Source organism: Opitutia bacterium (assembly GCA_016217545.1).
Taxonomy (GTDB): Bacteria; Verrucomicrobiota; Verrucomicrobiia; order Opitutales; family Opitutaceae; genus Didemnitutus.
The window spans coordinates 220,206-238,976 of sequence record JACRHT010000016.1; the positions used below are offsets into that span (position 1 = coordinate 220,206).

Here is an 18,771-nt window from a genome sequence, read left to right on the forward strand (position 1 = left end):
CCCCGCGCCCCACGTCACCATGAAGACCAAGATCACACTCTCTGTCCTCACCTGTCTGGGCGCCATTGCCGCCCAAGCAGCCCTCTCCCAAGCCGACGCCGATCGCCTCGGCGCCGACCTGACGCCGCTCGGCGGCGAGAAGGCCGGCAATGCCGATGGCTCGATCCCCGCTTGGGACGGCGGCATCACCGCCGGCCCCGCAGGCTACAAGCCCGGCATGCATCACCCGGATCCGTTCGCGAGCGAGCAACCGCTCTTCACGATCACCGCGGCGAACGCCGACCAATACGCCGGCAAGCTCAGCGCCGGTCACCTCGCGCTCCTCAAGGCCTACTCGACCTACAAGATGCCGGTCTACGCCTCGCATCGCACGGCCTCGAATCCGCAGCGCATCTACGACGCCACGAAGAAGCACGCCACCACCGCCGCGCTCACCGAGGGCGGCAACGGCATCAGCGGCTCGGTCGTCGGCATTCCCTTCCCGATTCCGCAGAACGGCCTCGAGGTGATCTGGAATCACCTCACCCGCTACCGCGGCATCGCCGCCACGCGCTCGATCAGCCAAGCCGCCCCGCAGCGCAACGGCAGCTACACGCTGGTCGATTTCGACGACGAGTTCTTCTTCAACTACGTCCGCGACGACATCTCCGAGGCCGAACTCGCCAAGCAGCTCACCTCCGACAACGTCCTGATCTACTTCAAGCAGGCCGTCACCGCGCCCGCCCGTCTCGCCGGCTCCATTCTGCTCGTGCACGAGACGATGGACCAGGTGAAGGAGAAGCGCCGCGCCTGGCTCTACAACGCCGGCCAGCGCCGCGTGCGCCTCGCCCCGTCGATCGAATACGACAACCCCGGCACCGCCGCCGACGGCATGCGCACCTCGGACCAGTTCGACATGTTCAACGGCGCTCCCGACCGCTACGAATGGAAGCTCGTCGGCAAAAAGGAAATGTATGTCCCCTACAACTCCTACAAGCTGCACAGCGACTCCGTGAAGTATGACGAGATCCTGAAGCCCCTGCACATCAACCAGGACCTCACCCGCTACGAACTCCACCGCGTCTGGGTCGTTGACGCGACGCTCAAGGCCGGCACCAGCCACGTCTATTCCCGCCGCACGTTCTACGTCGACGAAGACAGCTGGCAGGTCCTCGCCGTCGACCAATACGACGGCCGCGGCCAGCTCTGGCGCGTCTCCGAGGCGCACTGCATCAACTACTACGATGCCCTCACCTTCTGGAGCACGCTCGAAGTCCACACCGACCTGATCGCCGGCCGCTACCTCGCGATCGGCCTCGATAATCAGGGCAAGATGTATGACTTCACCCTGAAGCGCACGCCGCAGGACTACACGCCCGCGCGTCTCCGCCAGGAAGGCGTCCGCTAACGCCAAGAATTGCGCAAGGGCGGCCACGATCCGGGCCGCCCTTTTGCTTGCCCGCCCCGCCCCACGCAAAATCATCCCCCCATGCCCTCGCCGTTCGCTGTAGCAGCGGCCGTCTGTGACCGCCGTCCCTTGCGCCTCCTCGTCGCATCGTTGGCACTTCTTGTTGGTCTGCGCGCGAGCGCCCAGGTGACCTCCGAGCCCGCGGCGCTCGCCGCAAAATCGCTCCTGCTCGACATCACTCGCGCCGGCGACCGCGTGATCGCAGTCGGTGACCGCGGACACGTGCTCCTGTCCGCCGACGACGGCAAGACCTGGCAACAGAGCATCACTCCGACCCTCGCGATGCTCACCTGCGTCTCCTTCCCCGACGCCGACCACGGCTGGGCCGCAGGCCACGACGGCGTCATCATCGCCACCAGCGACGGCGGCAAGACCTGGACGCGTCAGGATCGCGGCCAGGACCTCGAGACCGTGTTCCTCGACATTCTCTTCCTCGACGCCCAACACGGCTTCGTGGTCGGAGCCTACGGGAAATTTCTCGAAACGATCGATGGCGGCAAAACTTGGACCGCGCGCAAGATTTCGGAGGAAGACGTCCACTTCAACCGCCTCGCACACGACGGCACCGCAGCGCTCTACCTTGCTGGCGAACAGGGCACCGTCTTGATCTCGCGCGATCTCGGCCAGACTTGGCAGCGTTCGCCGCTCGACTACGAGGGCTCGCTCTTCGGCGTCCGCCCGCTCACCGGCGGCCTCCTCGTCGCTTACGGACTGCGCGGCCGCATCTTCGTTTCCGCCGACGACGGCGCCGCCTGGCAGCCGCGCGACAACGATATCAAGACTCTCATCACATGCGGCGCCCGCCTGCGCGAGGGCGTCGTCGTTCTCGCTGGCCAAGGCGGAAACTTTTTCATCAGCCGTGACGGCTGCCGCTCTTTTCACCACTGGAAACCCGACGATTTCGGGACCAGCGTCGCAGACATCGCGGTCGCGCGCGACGGAGCGCTCATCACCGTCGGCGAAGCCGGCGCCATCCGCGTCAACATCCCCTGACCATGCTCGCGCGCGTTGAAGAACTCGTTTTCCGCTTCCGCCATGCCACCGTGGCGCTGTTCGCCGCTGCGACCATTGTTCTCGGTTTCTTCGCGAGCAGGACCCACGTCGACGCCAGCTTCAACAAGCAGCTGCCGAGCGACCACGAATACATCCAGAACTTCAAGAAATACCAGGAGCAGTTCGGCGGCGCGAATCGCCTCGTGATCGCGCTCGTCGCCAAGAAGGGCGACATCTTCACTCCGGAGTTCTTCCAGACGCTCAAGGCCGCGACAAACGAGGCCTACTACCTCCCGGGCGTCGACCGCGCGCAGGTCACCTCAATCTTCACGCCCAACGTCCGCTACATCGAGGTGGTCGAGGAAGGCCTCAGCGGTGGCAACGTCATCCCCGCCGACTTCGTGCCGACCGCCGCGGGCCTGGAACGCGTCCGCCAGAACATCATCAAATCCGGCCGCGTCGGCATGCTCGTCTCCAACGACTTCACCGGCGCCGCGATCATCGTGCAGCTCCTCGACGTCGACCCGCAGACGGGCAAGAAGCTCGTCTACGCCGAGGTCGCCGACGCGCTTGAGCAAAAGATCCGGCAGAAGTTCGAGTCCGACACCGTCGGCGTGCACATCATCGGCTTCGCCAAGGTCATTGGCGACATCACCGACGGCGCGCGCGGCGTGCTGGTGTTCTTCGGCGTGGCCATCGTCATCTCGGCGTTCCTGCTCTACTATTTCTCGCAGTCGCTCGCGCTCACGATCCTGCCGCTCATCACGTCCTTCTGCGCCGTCATCTGGCAACTCGGCATCCTCAACCTGCTCGGCTTCGGCATCGACCCGCTCTCGATTCTGGTGCCATTCCTCGTCTTCGCGATCGCGCTGAGCCACGCCACGCAGATGCTCCGTTCGTTCCGCTACGAATACAACGTCGGCGGCACGGAGATGCACGCGGCGCGGGCGTCATTCGCCAATCTCTTCATCCCCGGCACCGTCGCGATCCTGACCGACACCGTCGGCTTCCTCACGATCTGGCTGGTCAAGGTCCCGATCATTCAGGAGCTCGCCATCACCGCATCGATTGGCGTCACGCTCATCATCCTCACCGACCGCTTCATGCTGCCGGTGCTCCTGAGCTACACGAAGATGTCGCCCGACTTCCGCCGTCGCGTGAACTTCCGGCGCTTTGCCCTCCAGCCGACGTGGCGGCGCCTCGTCAACTTCACCACCGGACCGAAGTCGTCGCTCGTCATCATCGCGGTCGGCGCGGCGCTGTGGGGCTTCGGCCTCTACAAGGCGAAGCACATCCGCATCGGCGACATGCACGCCGGCGTGCCGGAGCTGCGCCAGAGCTCGCGCTACAATCAGGACACCGCCGCCATCACCAAGAAGTTCAGCATCGGCGTCGACGTCATCACGATCATCGTCGAGACGGTGCCCAACGGCGTCATCGACCACGACGTCATGTCGCTCGTCGACCACTTCGCCTGGCACATGCGCAACATCGACGGCGTGCAGTCCACGATGGCGATCACCGACCTCGCGCGCACGATCAACGCCGGCTGGAACGAAGGCTCGCTCAAATGGCGCGTCATTCCCCGCAACAAGGACGCACTCGCCCAAGCCGTTTCTCCGGTCGAGACCTCCACCGGCCTGCTCAACAACGACGGCAGCGTCATCCCCGTGATGATCTACCTCAAGGATCACAAGGCCGAGACGATCCAACGCGTGATCGCCGCCGTGAAGGACTTCCGCGCCGCGCACCAAAACGACAGCGTGCATTTCCAACTCGCCACCGGCAACGTCGGCGTCATGGCCGCCACCAACGAGGTCGTCGTCGCCGCCCAGTTCCCCATGGTGATGTGGCTCTACGTCGCCATCGTCGTGCTCTGCCTGATCTCATTCCGCTCGTGGCGCGCCACGCTCTGCGTCGTTCTGCCGCTCATCATCGTCTCCGACCTCGCCTATGCGCTCATGGTCTTCCTCGAGATCGGCCTGAAAACCTCGACCCTGCCGGTCGTCGCGCTCGGCGTCGGCATCGGTGTCGACTACGGCATTTATCTCTGCTCCGCGTTGATGGAGCGCATGCACGAAAAGGGCGATTCGCTCGAGGACGCCATCTGCTTCGCCTACGCCACGATGGGCACGTCGGTCGTCTTTACCGGTCTCGCACTGTCGATCGGCGTCGGCACCTGGGCGGTCTCGGCGCTCAAGTTCCAAGCCGACATGGGCGTGCTGCTCGCGTTCATGTTCCTCGTCAACATGCTCGGCGCGATGCTCCTCATGCCCGCGCTGGCGACCTGGCTCTTCCGCCACAAGCGCGGCACGATCCACGACGCGACACGCCCGCCGTTCCCGATGACGAAGTGACGCGCGCCGCCGGCCCATTCGGCGCGCCCTTGGTTTCCGCTCACTCGCTCCGCAACGTCACCGCCGGATCGACGCGCGCCGCCCGCCGGGCCGGAGCCCAGCAGGCCAGCGCGGTCGTTCCCAACAGGAGCCCGATGACGCTCCCGAAAACCAGTGGCTCCACCGGCGCGAGACCGTAGAGCAATTTCGAAAGCGCCAAGCCGAAGAGCACGGCGACAGCCGCTCCCGCCGCCACGCCGATGAGCGACAGTTTCATGCCCTCGCGGACGAGGAGACGCACGACCCGCCGCGCATCGGCCCCGAGCGCCATGCGGATGCCGATCTCACGCGACCGCTGCGCGACCCCGAAGGCCACCACCGCATACAGCCCCATCACCGACAGCACGAGGGTGATGCCACCCTGCGCCGCCGCCGCCGTCATGCCCATGCGCATCGGCAGCAACGCGAACACACTGCCCCCCATCAAGTCCTCCATCGTCCTGACATCGTAGATCGGCAGCTGCGAATCCACTGCGAGCAGCTCGGCGCGCACGCGCTTCGCGTCGAGCGCTGGATCTCCGCTCGTGCGCAACATGAGCGTGACCGGCAACATCGATTCCTGATTCAAGGAGGTGAAGAACGCCGGCGCCGGCTGCTCGGCCAGCATCATGTATTTCGAAGTTTCAACAAGGCCCACGACCTCGATCCACGGCCCGTCTTTCCAAGGTTGAAACCGCTTCCCGATCGGGTCCTGTCCCGGCCAGCACAAGTCGGCCATCGCGACGTTTATCACCGCGACACGCGGCGTGTTCGGCTGGTCGGCCTCGCTCAAGGTCCGGCCGCGCCGCAAACGGATGCCTATCGCCTCGGTGAATCCCGGGGAAACGATCGAAAGCTTGGCCGACGCGACGCCATCCTTGAGCTGGGGCGGCGGATTCTCGGGGCGAACCTCCCGGGCGTTGATTTGATTGTCGAACGGCATGTGGCTGGTCAGCCCCGCCGCCTCGACGCCATGCATGGCGCGCAAACGCTCGAGCAACTCGCGGTTGAAATTCCGGCTGCGCTCTTCGCTGTATCCCTGCAGCGCCAGATCGTATGAGGCCATCAGCAAGCGCTCGGGCCTGAACCCCAACTCCACCGATTGCACGCGCTGGAGACTGCGCATGAACAGACCGCCGCAAACGAGCACGATGAGTGACATCGCCACCTGACCGATCACCAGCATGTCGCGCAAACGATGCCGGCCCTGACCGCCCAACGCCTCGCCCGTGCCGCGCTTGAGTTGATCCGCCAAATCGATGCGTGACGCCCGCAAGGCCGGCAACAGTCCGCTCGCCAGCCCCGCCACCAGGGTCACCACCACCACGAATACGTAGCCCTCCCAGCCGGGCCGGCCGTCGACGGTGACAGGCATGTCGCTCTGCGGCGTGAAGCGTTGCATCGCGGCCCCCATCGCGTTCGCGAGAAACCATCCGGCCAGGCCAGCCAGCGCCGCCAACACCATGCTTTCAACCAACAGTTGGCGCACCAATCGCGCCCTGCTCGCTCCGAGCGCAGTTCGCACGGTCAGCTCCCGCTGCCGCGTCACCGCGCGCGCGATCATGAGATTGGCCACATTCGCGCAGGCGGTGAAGAGCACGAGCAGCACTATGCCGAGGAACAAAGCCAGGAACACCGGCAGGAATTCCGCCACGCTCGGGTCCGGTCGCGCGCGGCTCTCGAGCATCGCCATCGAACGATAGGCGCGATGGTCGCTGGGATACTCCTTCGTCAATTGATCCAAGACCACCGCCGCTTCCGCGCGCAGATCGTCCAACCTTGCTCCGGGTCTCAACCGACCCGTCACTCGCCAACCTCCAGCGCCACGCCAGTCGATCATGCCCGCCATGCTTGGCCTAAAACTGTCGATCGCTCCCGCCGGCACCCACGCACTCATGGCCAGCATCGAATGGAATCCATGAAACCCCGCCTGCGCGACGCCCACGACCGTGAAAGGCTGTCCATTGAGCCGGATCGTGCGCCCGACTATTCCGGCGTCCCCGCCGAAGCGCGTCTGCCAAAAATCGTGGGAGAGCACCGCCACCGGAGCGCCGCCATGCTTCTCTCCATCCGACGGCAGCAGCGTCCGCCCGACCGCGGGCGCGATCTCCAGTCCCGTGAACGCGTTCGGCGACACCACTTCGACCCAAGTCCGCTGCGGAGCCCCTTGATCAGCACTGAAATTGGCCGGCGACGGCATCGACGCCACGAGTGCGTCCACGCTCCGGAGCCGCTCGCGGTAGTCGCGATAATCGGAATAAGACAGCCCGATCGGTATCTGCACCGCATCGGTGCGGTGCAACAGCACGACCAGCCGCTCCGCCGCCGGGAGCGACGACGGGCGGAAGAAAAAAAGGTTCACCATCCCAAACAGCACGTTGTTCACCGCGATGCCGAACGCCAACGTCAGCACCACCACGACCGCGAAGCCCGGAGACTTCGCGAGCTGGCGCAGCGCCGAGCGGAAGTCCTGCCGCAATTCATCGAGCCAGCGCCAACCGCGCGCGTCGCGCGCCCGCTCCTGGACACTGGCCACGTTGCCGAAATCGCGGAGCGCCGCGAAACGCGCCTCCTCCGCGGTCATGCCGGCGGCGCGATGCCGCTCAGCCTGCATGTCGAGGTGCGCCTGCATCTCGGCCGCCATCTCCCGTTCGCGCTGCGTCCTCCGCAGCAAGCCCCAGAATTTCCGCACGATTTTCATGATTTCTCCTCTCTGACTACTCCGTCCGCAACGCCACGAGTGGATCGACGCGCAACGCCCGCCGCACCGGCCAATATCCCGCGACCAGCGCGACGAAAACGAGCACGCCCGCCGCGGCCAAAAGCGAGACCGGATCGAACGGCGACACGCCCTCGAGGCTGCCGCGAAATAGCTGCCCCGTCAGCGCGGCGCCGATCATACCTGCGGTCAGCCCGATTCCGGTGACACGCAACGTATCACGGAGCAACGGCACGACCACGTCGCGCGGCGTCGCGCCCAGTGCCAGGCGAATGCCCACCTCGCGGGTCCGCTGTGAAACGGCCTGCGCCACCAACGCAAAGAGCCCGGTCGTCGTCAGCAGCACCGCAAGCGCGGCGAAACCGGCGAGCAATTGCGTCGAGATTCGGCGAGGCGCCAGCGCAAGACCGACACCTTCGTCCAATGTCTGCACTTCGAACAGCGGCATCGCTGGATCGAGCGCGCGCAACGCGGTCCGCAAGGCCGGAGCGAGTTCCTCTCCCGGTCGGTCGCTGCGCACGACGAGCGTCATCGTGTTCCACACCCAGCGATGCGCCGACAGATAGAACTGCGGCGCGGGCGGCTGCCCGGGATCCCGGCTGCGCACGTCGCCCACGACGCCCACCACCGTCGAATACGTCTTGCCACCGCCTGGATTGATCTGCCGCCCGATCGGGTCCTCGTCGCCCCAAAGCTGACGCGCGAGTGACTGGCTCACGATCGCCACGCGCGGCGCCTGCTCGTTGTCGGCTCGGGTGAACGATCTTCCTCGCAACACGGGAATCTGCATCGCGCGAAAATAGTCCTCCGACACCACGCGCCATTCGCACTGGATCGACTCGTTGGCTGGAATCCGCGCCGCCCCGACCGGGAAGATGTTGTTGCTGGTGTTCTGCGGCGCCATTGGCGCGCTGTTCGTGACCGCGACCGCTTCCACGCCCGGCAGCGCACCGACACGTTCGATCAACTGCTCGACCAACGCCCGGCCTTCATCGCCGGGCGCGAGACGCGCGGTGAGAACCTTATCCGCGCGAAACCCCAGCTCCGCGCCCTGCAACCGCGTGAACGACCGGAACAACAGCGCCGCACTCGACAACAGGATGAACGCCAGCGCCAGCTGTCCGGCCATAAGGAGTTGGCGTCCCCGCGCGCGCCCCCCACCCGTCGCGGCGCCGTCCTTCAGTCCGTTTTGCACATTCACGCGCGCCGCCGCCAGCGCCGGCGCCAGAGCGGCCGCCACGCCGGTGACGATCGTGGCGAGCACTGCAAAGGCCAGCACGCGTCCATCGAGGGAAATCTCATTCGCGCGCGGCAAACCCAGGGCGCCGAGCCCACGCAGCAGCTGCACGCTGCTCGCCGCCAGCCAACCACCGAGCGCACCGCCAAGCGCGACTATCACCATCGTCTCGGCGATCATTTGCCGGATCAACCGACCGCGCCCGCCGCCCAGCGCGACGCGCACCGCAAACTCGCGCGTCCGCGCGCTCGCGCGCGCCAGCAACAGTCCGGCGAGGTTCGCGCACGCGATGGTCAGTAAAATTGCCACCGCGCCGAGAAGGAACCAAAGGCCGCGCCGCACGCCCAGCGGCACCATCGTGTCGAACACCGATTCCAAGTGGACGCCCCAACCCGTGTTCGTCTGCGGAAACTCCCGCGCCAGCTGCACAGCCACCGCCGCCAACTCCGCTTCGGCCGCCGCACGATCCACGCCGCGCTGCAACCGGCCATAAACATCGACATCATGCTCGCCGCGGTCCGCGCTCCGCGTGCCGCCACGCAGCGGCACAAAAAGATCGAATCCTTCCATGACGCCGAGCTCCGGTCCCGCGACGCCGATGATCGTGTGACTGACGCCATTCACCGCCAGCGCCCGACCCACCACGGACGTATCAGCGGCAAACCGCGTCCGCCACAACCGATCGGATATCACCACCACGCCGCCCGCGCCTTCCGTGAATTCCTTCTCGTTCGCCGCCCGTCCGCGCGCGATGCGCAGGCCGAAGAGCGGGAACCAATCGGACGTATGGGCAACCGTGCGCAGGCGTTCCGGCTCTTCGCCGAGCAGGACGTTGCTCGCGGGATACGCCGCGGCGGCGAGTTGCGCCCAAGCCGTGCTGCGCCGTTGCCAATCGGCAAAATTCAGGAGCGAAACCGAGAACCTCGCGATGCCGCGCCCCGGATTCGCTTCCCACACCCGCACCACCCGCCCGGACTCCGGCAGAGGCAGCGGCCGCAGCGCGATGGAGTTCACGACACTGAAAAGAGTCGTCGTCGCGCCGATGCTCCCGGCCATCGCCACGATCGCGAGCAGCGAGAACAGCGGTTCCTTCGTCAGCAATCGAACCCCGAGACGAACATCCTGCCACGCGTCCTCGATCCAGCGCCACGAGCGCTGCTCTCTCGAGCGCTCCTGCACGCTCGCCACATTGCCGAACGCCCGCAGCGCGGCGAACCTCGCCTCGCGCGCGTCCATGCCGGCCACGCGATTTCGCTCCGCCTGCATCTCAAGGTGGTGCTCCATCTCCGCCTTCATCTCGGCATCGAGACGGCGGCGCTGGAAATACCCGAGCAGGCGGCGCAACGCTTTCATCGCTCAGGTCGCCTTCAACACGAGATTGATGGCCGCCGAGACCCGCTCCCAATTCTCCGTCTCCTCCACGAGCTGCTTCCGGCCCGTCGCAGTCAGCGAATAGAACTTCGCCTTACGGTTGTTCTCCGAGACGCCCCACTCCGAGCGGATCCATCCCTGCTCCTCCAACCGGTAGAGCGCCGGATACAGCGAGCCCTGCTCCACGAGCAAGACGTCCTTCGACATCTGCGCAATGCGCAGCGAAATTCCGAAGCCGTGCATCGGTTCGAGCTGCAGCGATTTCAGGATCAGCATGTCGAGCGTCCCCTGCAGCAATTCCTGTTTTTCGTCCTTGGGCATGATGGTCTCTCCTAGATTATCTAGGAGAGGAACAGCTCTCCCCTAGACCGTCAAGAGGAAAGGCCGTTGCGGCGAATCTCCCGGTGAATTTCCAGCGCGGCGCTTTGCTCTGGCCAGCGCGCAGCGGGTCGCTTTCCTCGCAGCATGGCCGCGGCCGAAGATACTCCGCTTCTCTCTCCCTCGCAGCGCCGGCTCGTTGGGGCGGCGCTCGCGTTCGCCGCGGTCGTGGGGATTTTCGCCCTGATCGTCTACAGCGTGCGCATGGTCGGGCTCGTCGTGCACGAGTTCGCCGGTGTCATCTGGCCGATCGCAACCGCGGGCATCCTCGCGTTGATCCTGCATCCATTCGTGGACTTTCTGCAGCGGCGCCTGCGGCTGCGTCCGCTCGCCTCCGTGATCATTCTCTATGGCGTCGTCGTCCTGGCGATCGCCGGTGTGCTGCTCGCGGTCGCGCCCGCCGTCATCGGACAGGTCATCGACTTCTTCAACTACCTGCCGACGCTGTGGCAGCACGTCGTCACCTGGAGCGAATCTCATTTCCCGGAATGGCTCGCGGTGTTCCGCAAATATTCCGACGTGCCGGCCGTGAAGAACGCGATCGCGGCGCTCACGACGCAGGCGCAGGACCTCGCGACGCACATCCTGCCGTCGCTGAAACAGGCCGGCGCAGGCCTCTTCGGTATTTTTGGCGTGATCGCTTCCCTCGCGATCATTCCCGTCTACCTGTTCTTCTTCCTGATGGCCGACGGCCGCGACCCGACCAAGCGGCTCGCGGAGCACCTCGTGTTTCTCCGGCCGCACGTGCGGGACGACATCGTTTTCCTCGCTCGCGAGTTCGTCGGTATTGTCGTCGCGTTTTTCCGCGGCCAGCTGCTCATCGGCCTGATCATGGGAGCGCTGCTCGCCACGGGCTTCTCGCTCGCCGGGCTGAAGTTCGGCTTGGCGCTCGGCGTTGCGATCGGGTTCCTGAACATCGTGCCCTATCTCGGATCGATCCTCGGCCTCAGCATCGTGCTGCCGCTGGCATTGCTCCAGCCCGACGGCGGTGCGTGGCTCTTTCTCACGTGCATCGGGATCTTCGTCGGCGTGCAGATCATCGAGGGCTGGTTCCTCACACCGCGCATCATGGGTCAGCAGACCGGGCTGCATCCCGTCGCGATCATCTTCGCGGTGTTTTTCTGGGGCGAGGCGCTCGGCGGTATCCTCGGCATGCTGCTGGCCGTGCCGCTCACGGCGTTCTTCGTGACGGCATGGCGTCTCGTCCGTCGGAAATATTTCCAATCGCCCCAGGCCGCCCCGCCCGCCTGAGGAGCGCGGCACGTTTCCTACTGCTCCGCACATGCCTTGGGAGGTGCGATTCGATCACGGAATTTCGCTGCCGCAAATCGGCTGGTGGCTGGACGCGCAGAAATCGACGCCGCGCGCGATCGTCACGCACGGCCACTCGGATCACATCGCGCGCCATCGCGAGGTGGTGTGCACGCGCCCGACCGCTCGCTTCATGCAAGAGCGGCTGCCCGGACGCCGCGAGTGTCACGTGCTCGCATTTGGCCAGACCGAGCAACTGACGCTCGACTGCACCGTCACTCTCCTGCCCGCCGGCCACATCTTCGGCTCCGCCCTCGTGCGGCTCGAACACGCGGAGCACGGCACGCTCCTCTACACGGGCGACTTCAAGCTCCGTGGCGGACGCGCCGCCGAAACCTGCGCCACGCCGCGCGCCGACGTGCTGATCACCGAGAGCACTTTTGGCCTGCCGCGCTACGTGATGCCTCCAGCTGAACAGACGGAGTCGGCCATTCTCGATTTCTGTCGCGGCGCCCTCGCCGAAGGCATCACGCCGGTGCTCTACGCCTACGCGCTGGGCAAGTCGCAGGAATTGCTGCGCTTGCTCGACAGTGCCGGCTTGCCCGTCTCGCTCCACCCGCGCGCCGCGCGTTTCGCGCGTCTCTACGCCGAGCTGGGAGCCGCGATGCCGGCGCATCGCACGCTCGACACGCAGGGTCACCGCGGGAGCGTCGTCATCGCGCCGGCGGGAGACAAACTGCTCGACCACGTGCACCCGAAACGCACCGCCGCCGTCACCGGTTGGGCGCTCGACACCCGCACGCGCTACCAGATGGGCTGCGACGCGGCTTTCCCGCTCTCGGATCACTCCGATTTCAACGAGCTCCTCGCGTTCGTCGAGGCCGTGCAGCCGCGCACGATCTACACCGTGCACGGCTTCGCCCGCGAGTTCGCGGCCACGCTCCGACAGCGCGGACTCGACGCGTGGGCACTGGGCCGCGGCAACCAGCTGGAACTTTCCTTGTAGCAACCGGACTCAACATCCACTTTCGCCGCCGTGTCCCGCCGCCTGCGCCCCCTTCTCTTCTTTAGTCTCTTTGCCCTCGTGAAACTCAATGCCGCTCCCTTCACCGGCATGGCCGACGGCGAACGCTTCATCTACAAGGTCGGCTTCGCCGTCTTCCCGCACGCGGGCGACATCACGATTTCCGCGAAGGCCGAGAAATCCACCGACGGACGCGCGTTGATGCGCGTCACGACCGAGACCGCGTCGCGCGGGATCGTCCGGGGGCTCTACGAATTCGACAATCTTGCCCACGTGCTCATCGACGTCGCATCGGGACGCGCGCTCGCGATCCGCGAGACCGGCGAAGACCCGAAGCGAAAATCCGACTCCGAAACCAACTTCGACTACGAGAAACACGTAGCGCACCACGTCGACCGCAGCCGCCCCGAGCGCAGCGTCGACCTAGCCATTCCCGAGGGCGATCCGATCGATCTGATCAGCGCGCTCGTGCAAACGCGCGACTGGAACCTCAAGCCCGGCGAGAAGCGCGATGTGCTCATGTTTTTCGGCCGCGATCTCTACCCGCTCTCGATCTACGCGGAGAACTACGAGGAAGTCCGCACCCCGATCGGCAAATTCAAGACGCTCGTGCTCGTGCCGCGCATGGACAAGGACCCGAAAGGCCTCTTCAAGCGCGGCGGCGAAATCAAAGTCTGGATCGCGCAGGACGGCTCGCGCCTGCCTGTGAAGATGCAGCTGAAATTGAAATTTGGCACCGCTTCCCTGCTGATGACGAAATACGAGGCGGCCGCGAAATAGCTCGCCGCATCGCGATCAGGCGCGCGGCGCCGGCCGACGAAGATCTTCCGGCGCGATGCGAAAGCGCCACGGCTTCGCCGCCCAGATCGGTCCCGCGTAGTCGACGCCCACGCGCGGCCCGCACAGGATTTTCCGCGCTGGCGCGGTGATGCCGTGGTCCTCAAGATGCAGCCCGCTCGGCGGCGCCGCCGGCTCGCCGTTGAGTGCGCGACCGATGGAAAGTTGTTTCGTCACCCGCCCCGGACCGATCGCACCTTCGACGCCGCGAATAAGGATCGCTGCAGGAAATCCTACCGGACCGGTCACCAAATTGAGCATCTCGTGAATTCCGTAGCACAGGTAAACATACCAAACGCCGCCCGGTCCAAACATCACCTGGGTGCGCGGCGTGCAGCCCTTGCTCGCATGGCAGGCCAGGTCTCGCGCTCCCACATAAGCCTCCGTCTCAACGATTACCCGTTCCTCGCGGCCCGACGCGGTTGTCCGCACCAAGATCTTTCCGAGCAGCGCGCGCCCCATGCCCACAGTCCCTCGGCCCTGCCAATTTTCGGAAGAAATCACGCGCTCCATCTTCGTGATTTGACGCGCCTCGGGGCCTTCCGCAAGCTGCGCCTCGTCAGCGCGAAGCCCATTTTCACTCGGGAAATCGCGAACTGAAAATAAATCCTTGCACACCCTCCGGGCGCTCCCCTTATTTCGGCCCTTTGAATTTATGAAAGCCACTATCAAGACACAGGGCAAACAGTTCTCCGTGAGCGAAGGCGACATCCTCATCGTGAACCGCTACCCGAAGACCGAAGCCGGCTCCACGGTGGAAATCACCGAGGTCCTCGCCGCCGGCGAAGGCGAAAACTTCAAGGTCGGCACGCCGTTCCTTTCGGGCGCGTCCGTCAAGGCCAAGGTCCTTGAGAACAAGCGCGGCAAGAAGGTCGTCGTCTTCAAGAAGAAGAAGCGCAAGGGCTACGAAAAGAAGCGTGGCCACCGCCAAGAGCTTTCCGTCATCAAAATCGAATCCATCAGCGCCTAAGGAACCACTGCCATGGCTCACAAGAAAGGTCAGGGAACATCCAGCAACGGCCGCGACAGCCACTCCAAGCGTCTTGGTGTGAAGGTCTTCGGCGGCCAGAAGATCCTCGCCGGCGGCATCATCGTCCGTCAGCGCGGCTCCAAGCACCACGCCGGCGAAGGCGTCGGCACCGGTCGCGACTGGACGCTGTTCGCGCTCCGCGACGGCACGGTCGAGTTCGACAAGGCTCACCGCAAGGTGAACGTCGTCTGAGTCGACTTCGCTAATTAACTTTCAAGGCGCACCCTCGGGTGCGCCTTTTGTTTGGCCGGGCTTGCCGCGCCAGAAGCTCTCGCCCACTTTTGCCCGCGTGTCCGATCGGCTCGACGAACTCCGCCGCCAGCGCGCGCTGCTCCAGCAGCACCTCGAGTGGCTCGACGCCGAGATCGCCGCGACGGAGCAATCGCCCGAGACCTCGCTCGCCGTCTCCGGCAGGATACGGCCGCCCGATTCGCATTCGCGCGCCACTCCGATGGGCCAAGGAGTTCTCTCGCCCGCGACAGCACCCGTCGACACCGAGATCGCCGCAGTTCTTGCCGCGCAGAAAGACGCGCCGAAGGACTCCGCGCAGGAAGCCAAACGAGGCTGCCTTGCCGCATTCGCGCTGATGCTGCTCGTCCTCGGACTGGTGATTTTCGGTTGGTATCTTCTCGTCCGGGCGAGGCACTGACGGCTGGAACTCACGTGCCACACTGCGGCGTTGCCCTCGGACCGGTCCGAGCGATACCCCTTCTCCTCGGATGCGCTTCCACAAATATCACGCCTTGGGCAATGACTACCTCGTCATGGATCCGGCCGACTACCCGAGTTGGACCGCGCCGACTTACGACCAGATTCGCGCGATCTGCCACCGGAACTTTGGCGCTGGCTCCGATGGAATCTTGTGGGGCCCCGTCCGCTCCGAACGCGCGCCGTTCGGCCTGCGCATCTTCAACCCTGACGGTTCCGAAGCCGAGAAATCCGGCAACGGCCTCCGCATCTTTGCCCGCTATTTGTTCGACCAGAAAAAAGTCGGCGACGCTCCGTTCACCATCGAAACCGCGGGCGGCGTAGTGGAGGCAGTCGTGCGCGACGGCGGCAAATCGATCACCATCGCGATGGGCAAAGTGTCGTTCAGCAGCGACCGCATCCCGGTCGCCGGCCCGCTGCGCGACGTCGTGAACGAGAAGTTGGTGATTCAGGAACGGGAGTTCACCTTCACCGCCGCCACTATAGGCAACCCGCACTGCGTGATTCCGCTCGCCGAAATCTCGGAGCCGATTGCCCGCTGCTATGGGCCGGAGATCGAGACCCACGCCAATTTTCCGAAGCGCACCAACGTGCAATTCCTCAAGGTTCGGGATCGCGCCAACATTCAGATCGAAATTTGGGAGCGCGGCGCCGGCTACACGCTGGCGTCGGGCAGCAGCTCAAGCGCAGCCGCCGCGGTGGCGCATCGACTGGAACTCGTGGATCGCGATGTCACTGTCCATATGCCCGGCGGCCAGATTCGCATCGAGATCGGCGACGGGTTCGCGATCAAGATGACAGGCCCCGTCACCCGAGTGGCCGAGGGATCGCTCCACGACGAACTGTTCACGACTCGCGTCTAGGCGAGATCGGAGCGCGCAACAAAAAGCCGGAGCCAACGCTCCGGCTTCGTGTAAACGGATTTCGCGGCGCCTCAGTATTTCACCGAGCAGCCGTATTCCTTCGTCGAGGAGTGCGTGATCGGTTTGCCCGCCTTTAGCTCGGCGAGCGCGGCCTTCACGTAATTGATCGCATTTGGGATGTCGGACTCCTTCGACGAGCGGATGCTGTCGATGCCGCCGAGGTAAACCAATGTGCCGTCCCCTGAGATGATGAACATGTGCGGCGTCGTGCGCGCGTCGTAGAGCTTGCCGACCTTGCCGTCCTGATCGCGGAAGTAGGCCGTCGCGACCACGCCAACGTCCTTCTGCCAGGTCTTCGCCTTGGCCACGTCGTAGTCACCCTCCTTGCCCGGCGCGGCCGAGTTGATCTGCAGCCAGACGACGCCGTCCGCCGCCGCGGCCTTCTGCGTGTCCTGCATGTTCGTGGATTTGTTGTAGTGTTTCCGGACGAACGGGCAGTCGGGGTTCACCCATTCGAGCACGACCGTCTTGCCCTTGAACGACGACAGGGCGTGCGTCTGGCCGTTCAGGTCGGTGAGCGTGAAATCGGGGGCCGGCTTGCCAACCTCGAGCGAGGCGTGGGCGATGGCGGCAGCGGAAAGCGCGGCCGCGAGACTGAGGAGTGACGTGATGCGGTTCATGGGAAGCGCGCCTAACAAACCCAACTTCATCGCGTCGTCAAAGCCCACGTCGTTGGAAGAACCCGCTCCCGTTTCCACGGCGGGCGGGGAGAATGCGCCTTGCCCGTCGCGCGCGCCAATCTAGGTTCCGCAGCGCAACGATGTCCGCTGCGCCCGCCCCCTCACGCCCTTTCCGCGACTGGTTTTCCTCCCCTGTCGGATGGGTTACCGTGCCGCTTGCGGGATTCACGGTGGCTTTCATCGCGATGGTCGGCGACGAGTGGCACCGAAACCCGGACCTCTCCCACGGGTTGTTCGCTCCCGTCGTCTTCGCGCTCCTGCTCTGGGAAGGCGCGCGTCGCGGCACGCAGCGTTGGCTCGCCCCGGCAGGTTGGCGACAAGCCGCCGCCGCCCTCCTGGCGCTGCTCGGACTCGTGCTGTTCGCTGCCGCCGGACTTCTCGCGGCAACCGTCGGCTGGGGACACGCGCTGGTCAATTGCGTGCTCGCTCTCGCTCTCGTCGCCGCGTGGCTGGGTGCGTGGCTGGTGCTGGCGGACGAACGCGTCCGCGTGCTGCCGTTCAACTGGATAATTTTCACCGCCATCGTCCTTTGGGTGCTCGCCTCTCCCATTCCGGACGGCACCTATCGGCGCGTGACGATGACGCTGCAACACGGCGTCACGACCGGCGTCCTCGACGCGCTGCACCTCCTCGGCATACCCGCGCGGCAGATGGGCAACGTCATCGAACTCGCCACGGCAAGCGTCGGCGTGGAGGAAGCGTGCAGCGGCATCCGCTCGCTGATTTCCTGTCTCTACGCCGGTTTCTTTTTCGCCGCGTGGCTCGTGCGCGGTGCGGGGCGCAGGCTCTTCCTGATCCTCGCCGCGCCCGTCTTGGCGATCGTGATGAACTTCATCCGCTCGCTGGCCCTCACGCTCTTGGCGAACAACGGCATCGACATCGCCGGCTTTTGGCACGACGCCACCGGCTACGCGATTCTGGGCGTGACGTCGCTCGCCCTCGCCGGCCTCGCGGCGCTGATGAGCGCGCCGCCCGCCCCGCCGGCACCGGTGGACGACGTTGGCCGCGCCGCCACTATACCTCGCGCGCCGTTTGCGCTGCTCGCCAGCGTGTGCGGACTCGGACTCGCGCTCGGGATCTTCTTCGCGTCGTTCAATCACACCACCCCAACGCCGTCTGCGACGTCGAGGATTTCCGCTGCGTCGCTGATTCCCGAGTCCGCTCCCGGTTGGGAGGTGCGTAGCTCCGACGATCTCTACCAATTCTCCGACATTTTGCGCACGCGCGACCTCGCCGAGCGAACTTACCTCCGGCGCGGGCCCAACGGCGTCGTCCAAGTGACCCTCTACATCGCCCACTGGTTGCCGGGCGAAGCTTCCGTGAGCGTCGTCGCCTCGCACACCCCCGATGCGTGCTGGCCCGGCGGCGGCTGGAACGTCGGCCCCGTCGCGTCGCCGCAGGAACGTCTTACCGTCGGCGATCGCCAACTGCCCACCGCGGAGCATCGCTTCTTCGTCAAAGGTGCGCTGCCACAACACGTCTGGTTCTGGCACGTCTACCATGATCGCCCGATCAACTACCGCGATCCGTATTCGGTCCCCGCGTTGTTCGAGATCGCGTGGCGCTACGGCTTCCGTCGCGAAGGCAGCCAGTATTTCATCCGTTTCTCCAGCAACCAACCATGGGAAACCCTCAAGCAGGAGCCCCTCGTGCAGGAGATCTTCCGCCGCCTCGCCACCGTGGGTCTCACGCCATGATCTTCTCCACCACCCGCCAGGAACGCAAAATCCTCGCCTGCGTCGCTGCCTTGCTGGCCCTCGGCCTCATTGGCTTGCTCGTTCTCTGAGTCAGGGAAGAA

Annotated in this window: 16 protein-coding genes; 11 read left to right on the forward strand and 5 right to left on the reverse strand. The window is 65.3% G+C overall.

Annotated elements, in window-relative coordinates:
- Positions 1–19: 19 nt before the first annotated feature.
- The 3 genes from HZA32_13560 to HZA32_13570 all read left to right on the forward strand — a co-directional run bounded on the left by HZA32_13560 (position 20) and on the right by HZA32_13570 (position 4,797).
- Positions 20–1,387, forward strand: coding sequence for a DUF1329 domain-containing protein (locus tag HZA32_13560; protein MBI5425098.1), 1,368 nt, complete (start codon positions 20–22; stop codon positions 1,385–1,387).
- 81 nt (positions 1,388–1,468) lie between these two features.
- Complete coding sequence (locus HZA32_13565; protein ID MBI5425099.1) at positions 1,469–2,440, forward strand: hypothetical protein; 972 nt, start codon at positions 1,469–1,471, stop codon at positions 2,438–2,440.
- A 2-nt stretch (positions 2,441–2,442) separates the two neighbouring features.
- Positions 2,443–4,797: an RND family transporter gene (locus HZA32_13570; protein MBI5425100.1), complete on the forward strand. Its 2,355-nt coding sequence runs from the start codon at positions 2,443–2,445 to the stop codon at positions 4,795–4,797.
- Positions 4,798–4,837: 40 nt separating this feature from the next.
- Here HZA32_13570 and HZA32_13575 read toward each other — a convergent pair whose 3' ends face one another.
- From HZA32_13575 to HZA32_13585, 3 genes are read right to left on the reverse strand one after another with little or no spacing between them, the layout of a single operon-like run.
- Positions 4,838–7,516: an ABC transporter permease gene (locus tag HZA32_13575; protein MBI5425101.1), complete on the reverse strand. Its 2,679-nt coding sequence runs from the start codon at positions 7,514–7,516 to the stop codon at positions 4,838–4,840.
- 16 nt (positions 7,517–7,532) lie between these two features.
- Positions 7,533–10,124, reverse strand: a complete 2,592-nt coding sequence (locus HZA32_13580; protein ID MBI5425102.1) for an ABC transporter permease — start codon at positions 10,122–10,124, stop codon at positions 7,533–7,535.
- A 3-nt stretch (positions 10,125–10,127) separates the two neighbouring features.
- Positions 10,128–10,463 (reverse strand): PadR family transcriptional regulator, encoded by a 336-nt coding sequence (locus HZA32_13585; GenBank protein MBI5425103.1) that lies wholly within the window; start codon positions 10,461–10,463, stop codon positions 10,128–10,130.
- 144 nt (positions 10,464–10,607) lie between these two features.
- Here HZA32_13585 and HZA32_13590 point away from each other — a divergent pair, with 144 nt between their 5' ends.
- The 3 genes from HZA32_13590 to HZA32_13600 are packed head-to-tail and all read left to right on the forward strand — an operon-like array spanning position 10,608 to position 13,575.
- Positions 10,608–11,771, forward strand: a complete 1,164-nt coding sequence (locus HZA32_13590; GenBank protein MBI5425104.1) for an AI-2E family transporter — start codon at positions 10,608–10,610, stop codon at positions 11,769–11,771.
- A 31-nt stretch (positions 11,772–11,802) separates the two neighbouring features.
- A complete protein-coding gene (locus HZA32_13595; protein ID MBI5425105.1) occupies positions 11,803–12,777 on the forward strand; it encodes an MBL fold metallo-hydrolase in 975 nt (324 codons plus the stop codon).
- A gap of 30 nt (positions 12,778–12,807) precedes the next feature.
- Complete coding sequence (locus HZA32_13600) at positions 12,808–13,575, forward strand: DUF3108 domain-containing protein (GenBank protein MBI5425106.1); 768 nt, start codon at positions 12,808–12,810, stop codon at positions 13,573–13,575.
- Positions 13,576–13,590: 15 nt separating this feature from the next.
- Here HZA32_13600 and HZA32_13605 read toward each other — a convergent pair whose 3' ends face one another.
- On the reverse strand, positions 13,591–14,145 hold the full coding sequence (locus tag HZA32_13605) for a DNA-3-methyladenine glycosylase (GenBank protein MBI5425107.1): 555 nt from the start codon (positions 14,143–14,145) through the stop codon (positions 13,591–13,593).
- Between the two features lie 142 nt (positions 14,146–14,287).
- Between HZA32_13605 and rplU the strand changes: the two genes are divergently transcribed.
- The 4 genes from rplU to HZA32_13625 all read left to right on the forward strand — a co-directional run bounded on the left by rplU (position 14,288) and on the right by HZA32_13625 (position 16,233).
- Positions 14,288–14,602 (forward strand): 50S ribosomal protein L21, encoded by a 315-nt coding sequence (rplU, locus tag HZA32_13610; protein ID MBI5425108.1) that lies wholly within the window; start codon positions 14,288–14,290, stop codon positions 14,600–14,602.
- A 12-nt stretch (positions 14,603–14,614) separates the two neighbouring features.
- Positions 14,615–14,854: a 50S ribosomal protein L27 gene (gene rpmA, locus HZA32_13615; protein MBI5425109.1), complete on the forward strand. Its 240-nt coding sequence runs from the start codon at positions 14,615–14,617 to the stop codon at positions 14,852–14,854.
- A 97-nt stretch (positions 14,855–14,951) separates the two neighbouring features.
- Positions 14,952–15,311 (forward strand): hypothetical protein, encoded by a 360-nt coding sequence (locus HZA32_13620; protein ID MBI5425110.1) that lies wholly within the window; start codon positions 14,952–14,954, stop codon positions 15,309–15,311.
- Positions 15,312–15,381: 70 nt separating this feature from the next.
- On the forward strand, positions 15,382–16,233 hold the full coding sequence (locus tag HZA32_13625; protein ID MBI5425111.1) for a diaminopimelate epimerase: 852 nt from the start codon (positions 15,382–15,384) through the stop codon (positions 16,231–16,233).
- A gap of 71 nt (positions 16,234–16,304) precedes the next feature.
- Here the strand turns inward: HZA32_13625 and HZA32_13630 are convergent, their stop codons facing one another.
- Positions 16,305–16,913, reverse strand: a complete 609-nt coding sequence (locus tag HZA32_13630; GenBank protein ID MBI5425112.1) for a thioredoxin family protein — start codon at positions 16,911–16,913, stop codon at positions 16,305–16,307.
- Positions 16,914–17,122: 209 nt separating this feature from the next.
- On the opposite strand from HZA32_13630, the gene HZA32_13635 reads away from it, so the two are divergent.
- Positions 17,123–18,670, forward strand: a complete 1,548-nt coding sequence (locus HZA32_13635; GenBank protein MBI5425113.1) for an exosortase/archaeosortase family protein — start codon at positions 17,123–17,125, stop codon at positions 18,668–18,670.
- The last annotated feature ends 101 nt before the right edge of the window (positions 18,671–18,771 follow it).

Bases quoted from the DNA above. Each gene is read 5' to 3' on its own strand.
- HZA32_13630 (MBI5425112.1), bottom strand. From the start codon at position 16,913: ATGAACCGCATCACGTCACTCCTCAGTCTCGCGGCCGCGCTTTCCGCT.
- HZA32_13605 (MBI5425107.1), bottom strand. From the start codon at position 14,145: ATGGAGCGCGTGATTTCTTCCGAAAATTGGCAGGGCCGAGGGACTGTG.
- HZA32_13625 (MBI5425111.1), top strand. From the start codon at position 15,382: ATGCGCTTCCACAAATATCACGCCTTGGGCAATGACTACCTCGTCATG.
- HZA32_13565 (MBI5425099.1), top strand. From the start codon at position 1,469: ATGCCCTCGCCGTTCGCTGTAGCAGCGGCCGTCTGTGACCGCCGTCCC.
- HZA32_13580 (MBI5425102.1), bottom strand. From the start codon at position 10,124: ATGAAAGCGTTGCGCCGCCTGCTCGGGTATTTCCAGCGCCGCCGTCTC.
- HZA32_13560 (MBI5425098.1), top strand. From the start codon at position 20: ATGAAGACCAAGATCACACTCTCTGTCCTCACCTGTCTGGGCGCCATT.
- HZA32_13575 (MBI5425101.1), bottom strand. From the start codon at position 7,516: ATGAAAATCGTGCGGAAATTCTGGGGCTTGCTGCGGAGGACGCAGCGC.
- HZA32_13570 (MBI5425100.1), top strand. From the start codon at position 2,443: ATGCTCGCGCGCGTTGAAGAACTCGTTTTCCGCTTCCGCCATGCCACC.
- HZA32_13595 (MBI5425105.1), top strand. From the start codon at position 11,803: ATGCCTTGGGAGGTGCGATTCGATCACGGAATTTCGCTGCCGCAAATC.
- HZA32_13585 (MBI5425103.1), bottom strand. From the start codon at position 10,463: ATGCCCAAGGACGAAAAACAGGAATTGCTGCAGGGGACGCTCGACATG.
- rpmA (MBI5425109.1), top strand. From the start codon at position 14,615: ATGGCTCACAAGAAAGGTCAGGGAACATCCAGCAACGGCCGCGACAGC.
- rplU (MBI5425108.1), top strand. From the start codon at position 14,288: ATGAAAGCCACTATCAAGACACAGGGCAAACAGTTCTCCGTGAGCGAA.
- HZA32_13590 (MBI5425104.1), top strand. From the start codon at position 10,608: ATGGCCGCGGCCGAAGATACTCCGCTTCTCTCTCCCTCGCAGCGCCGG.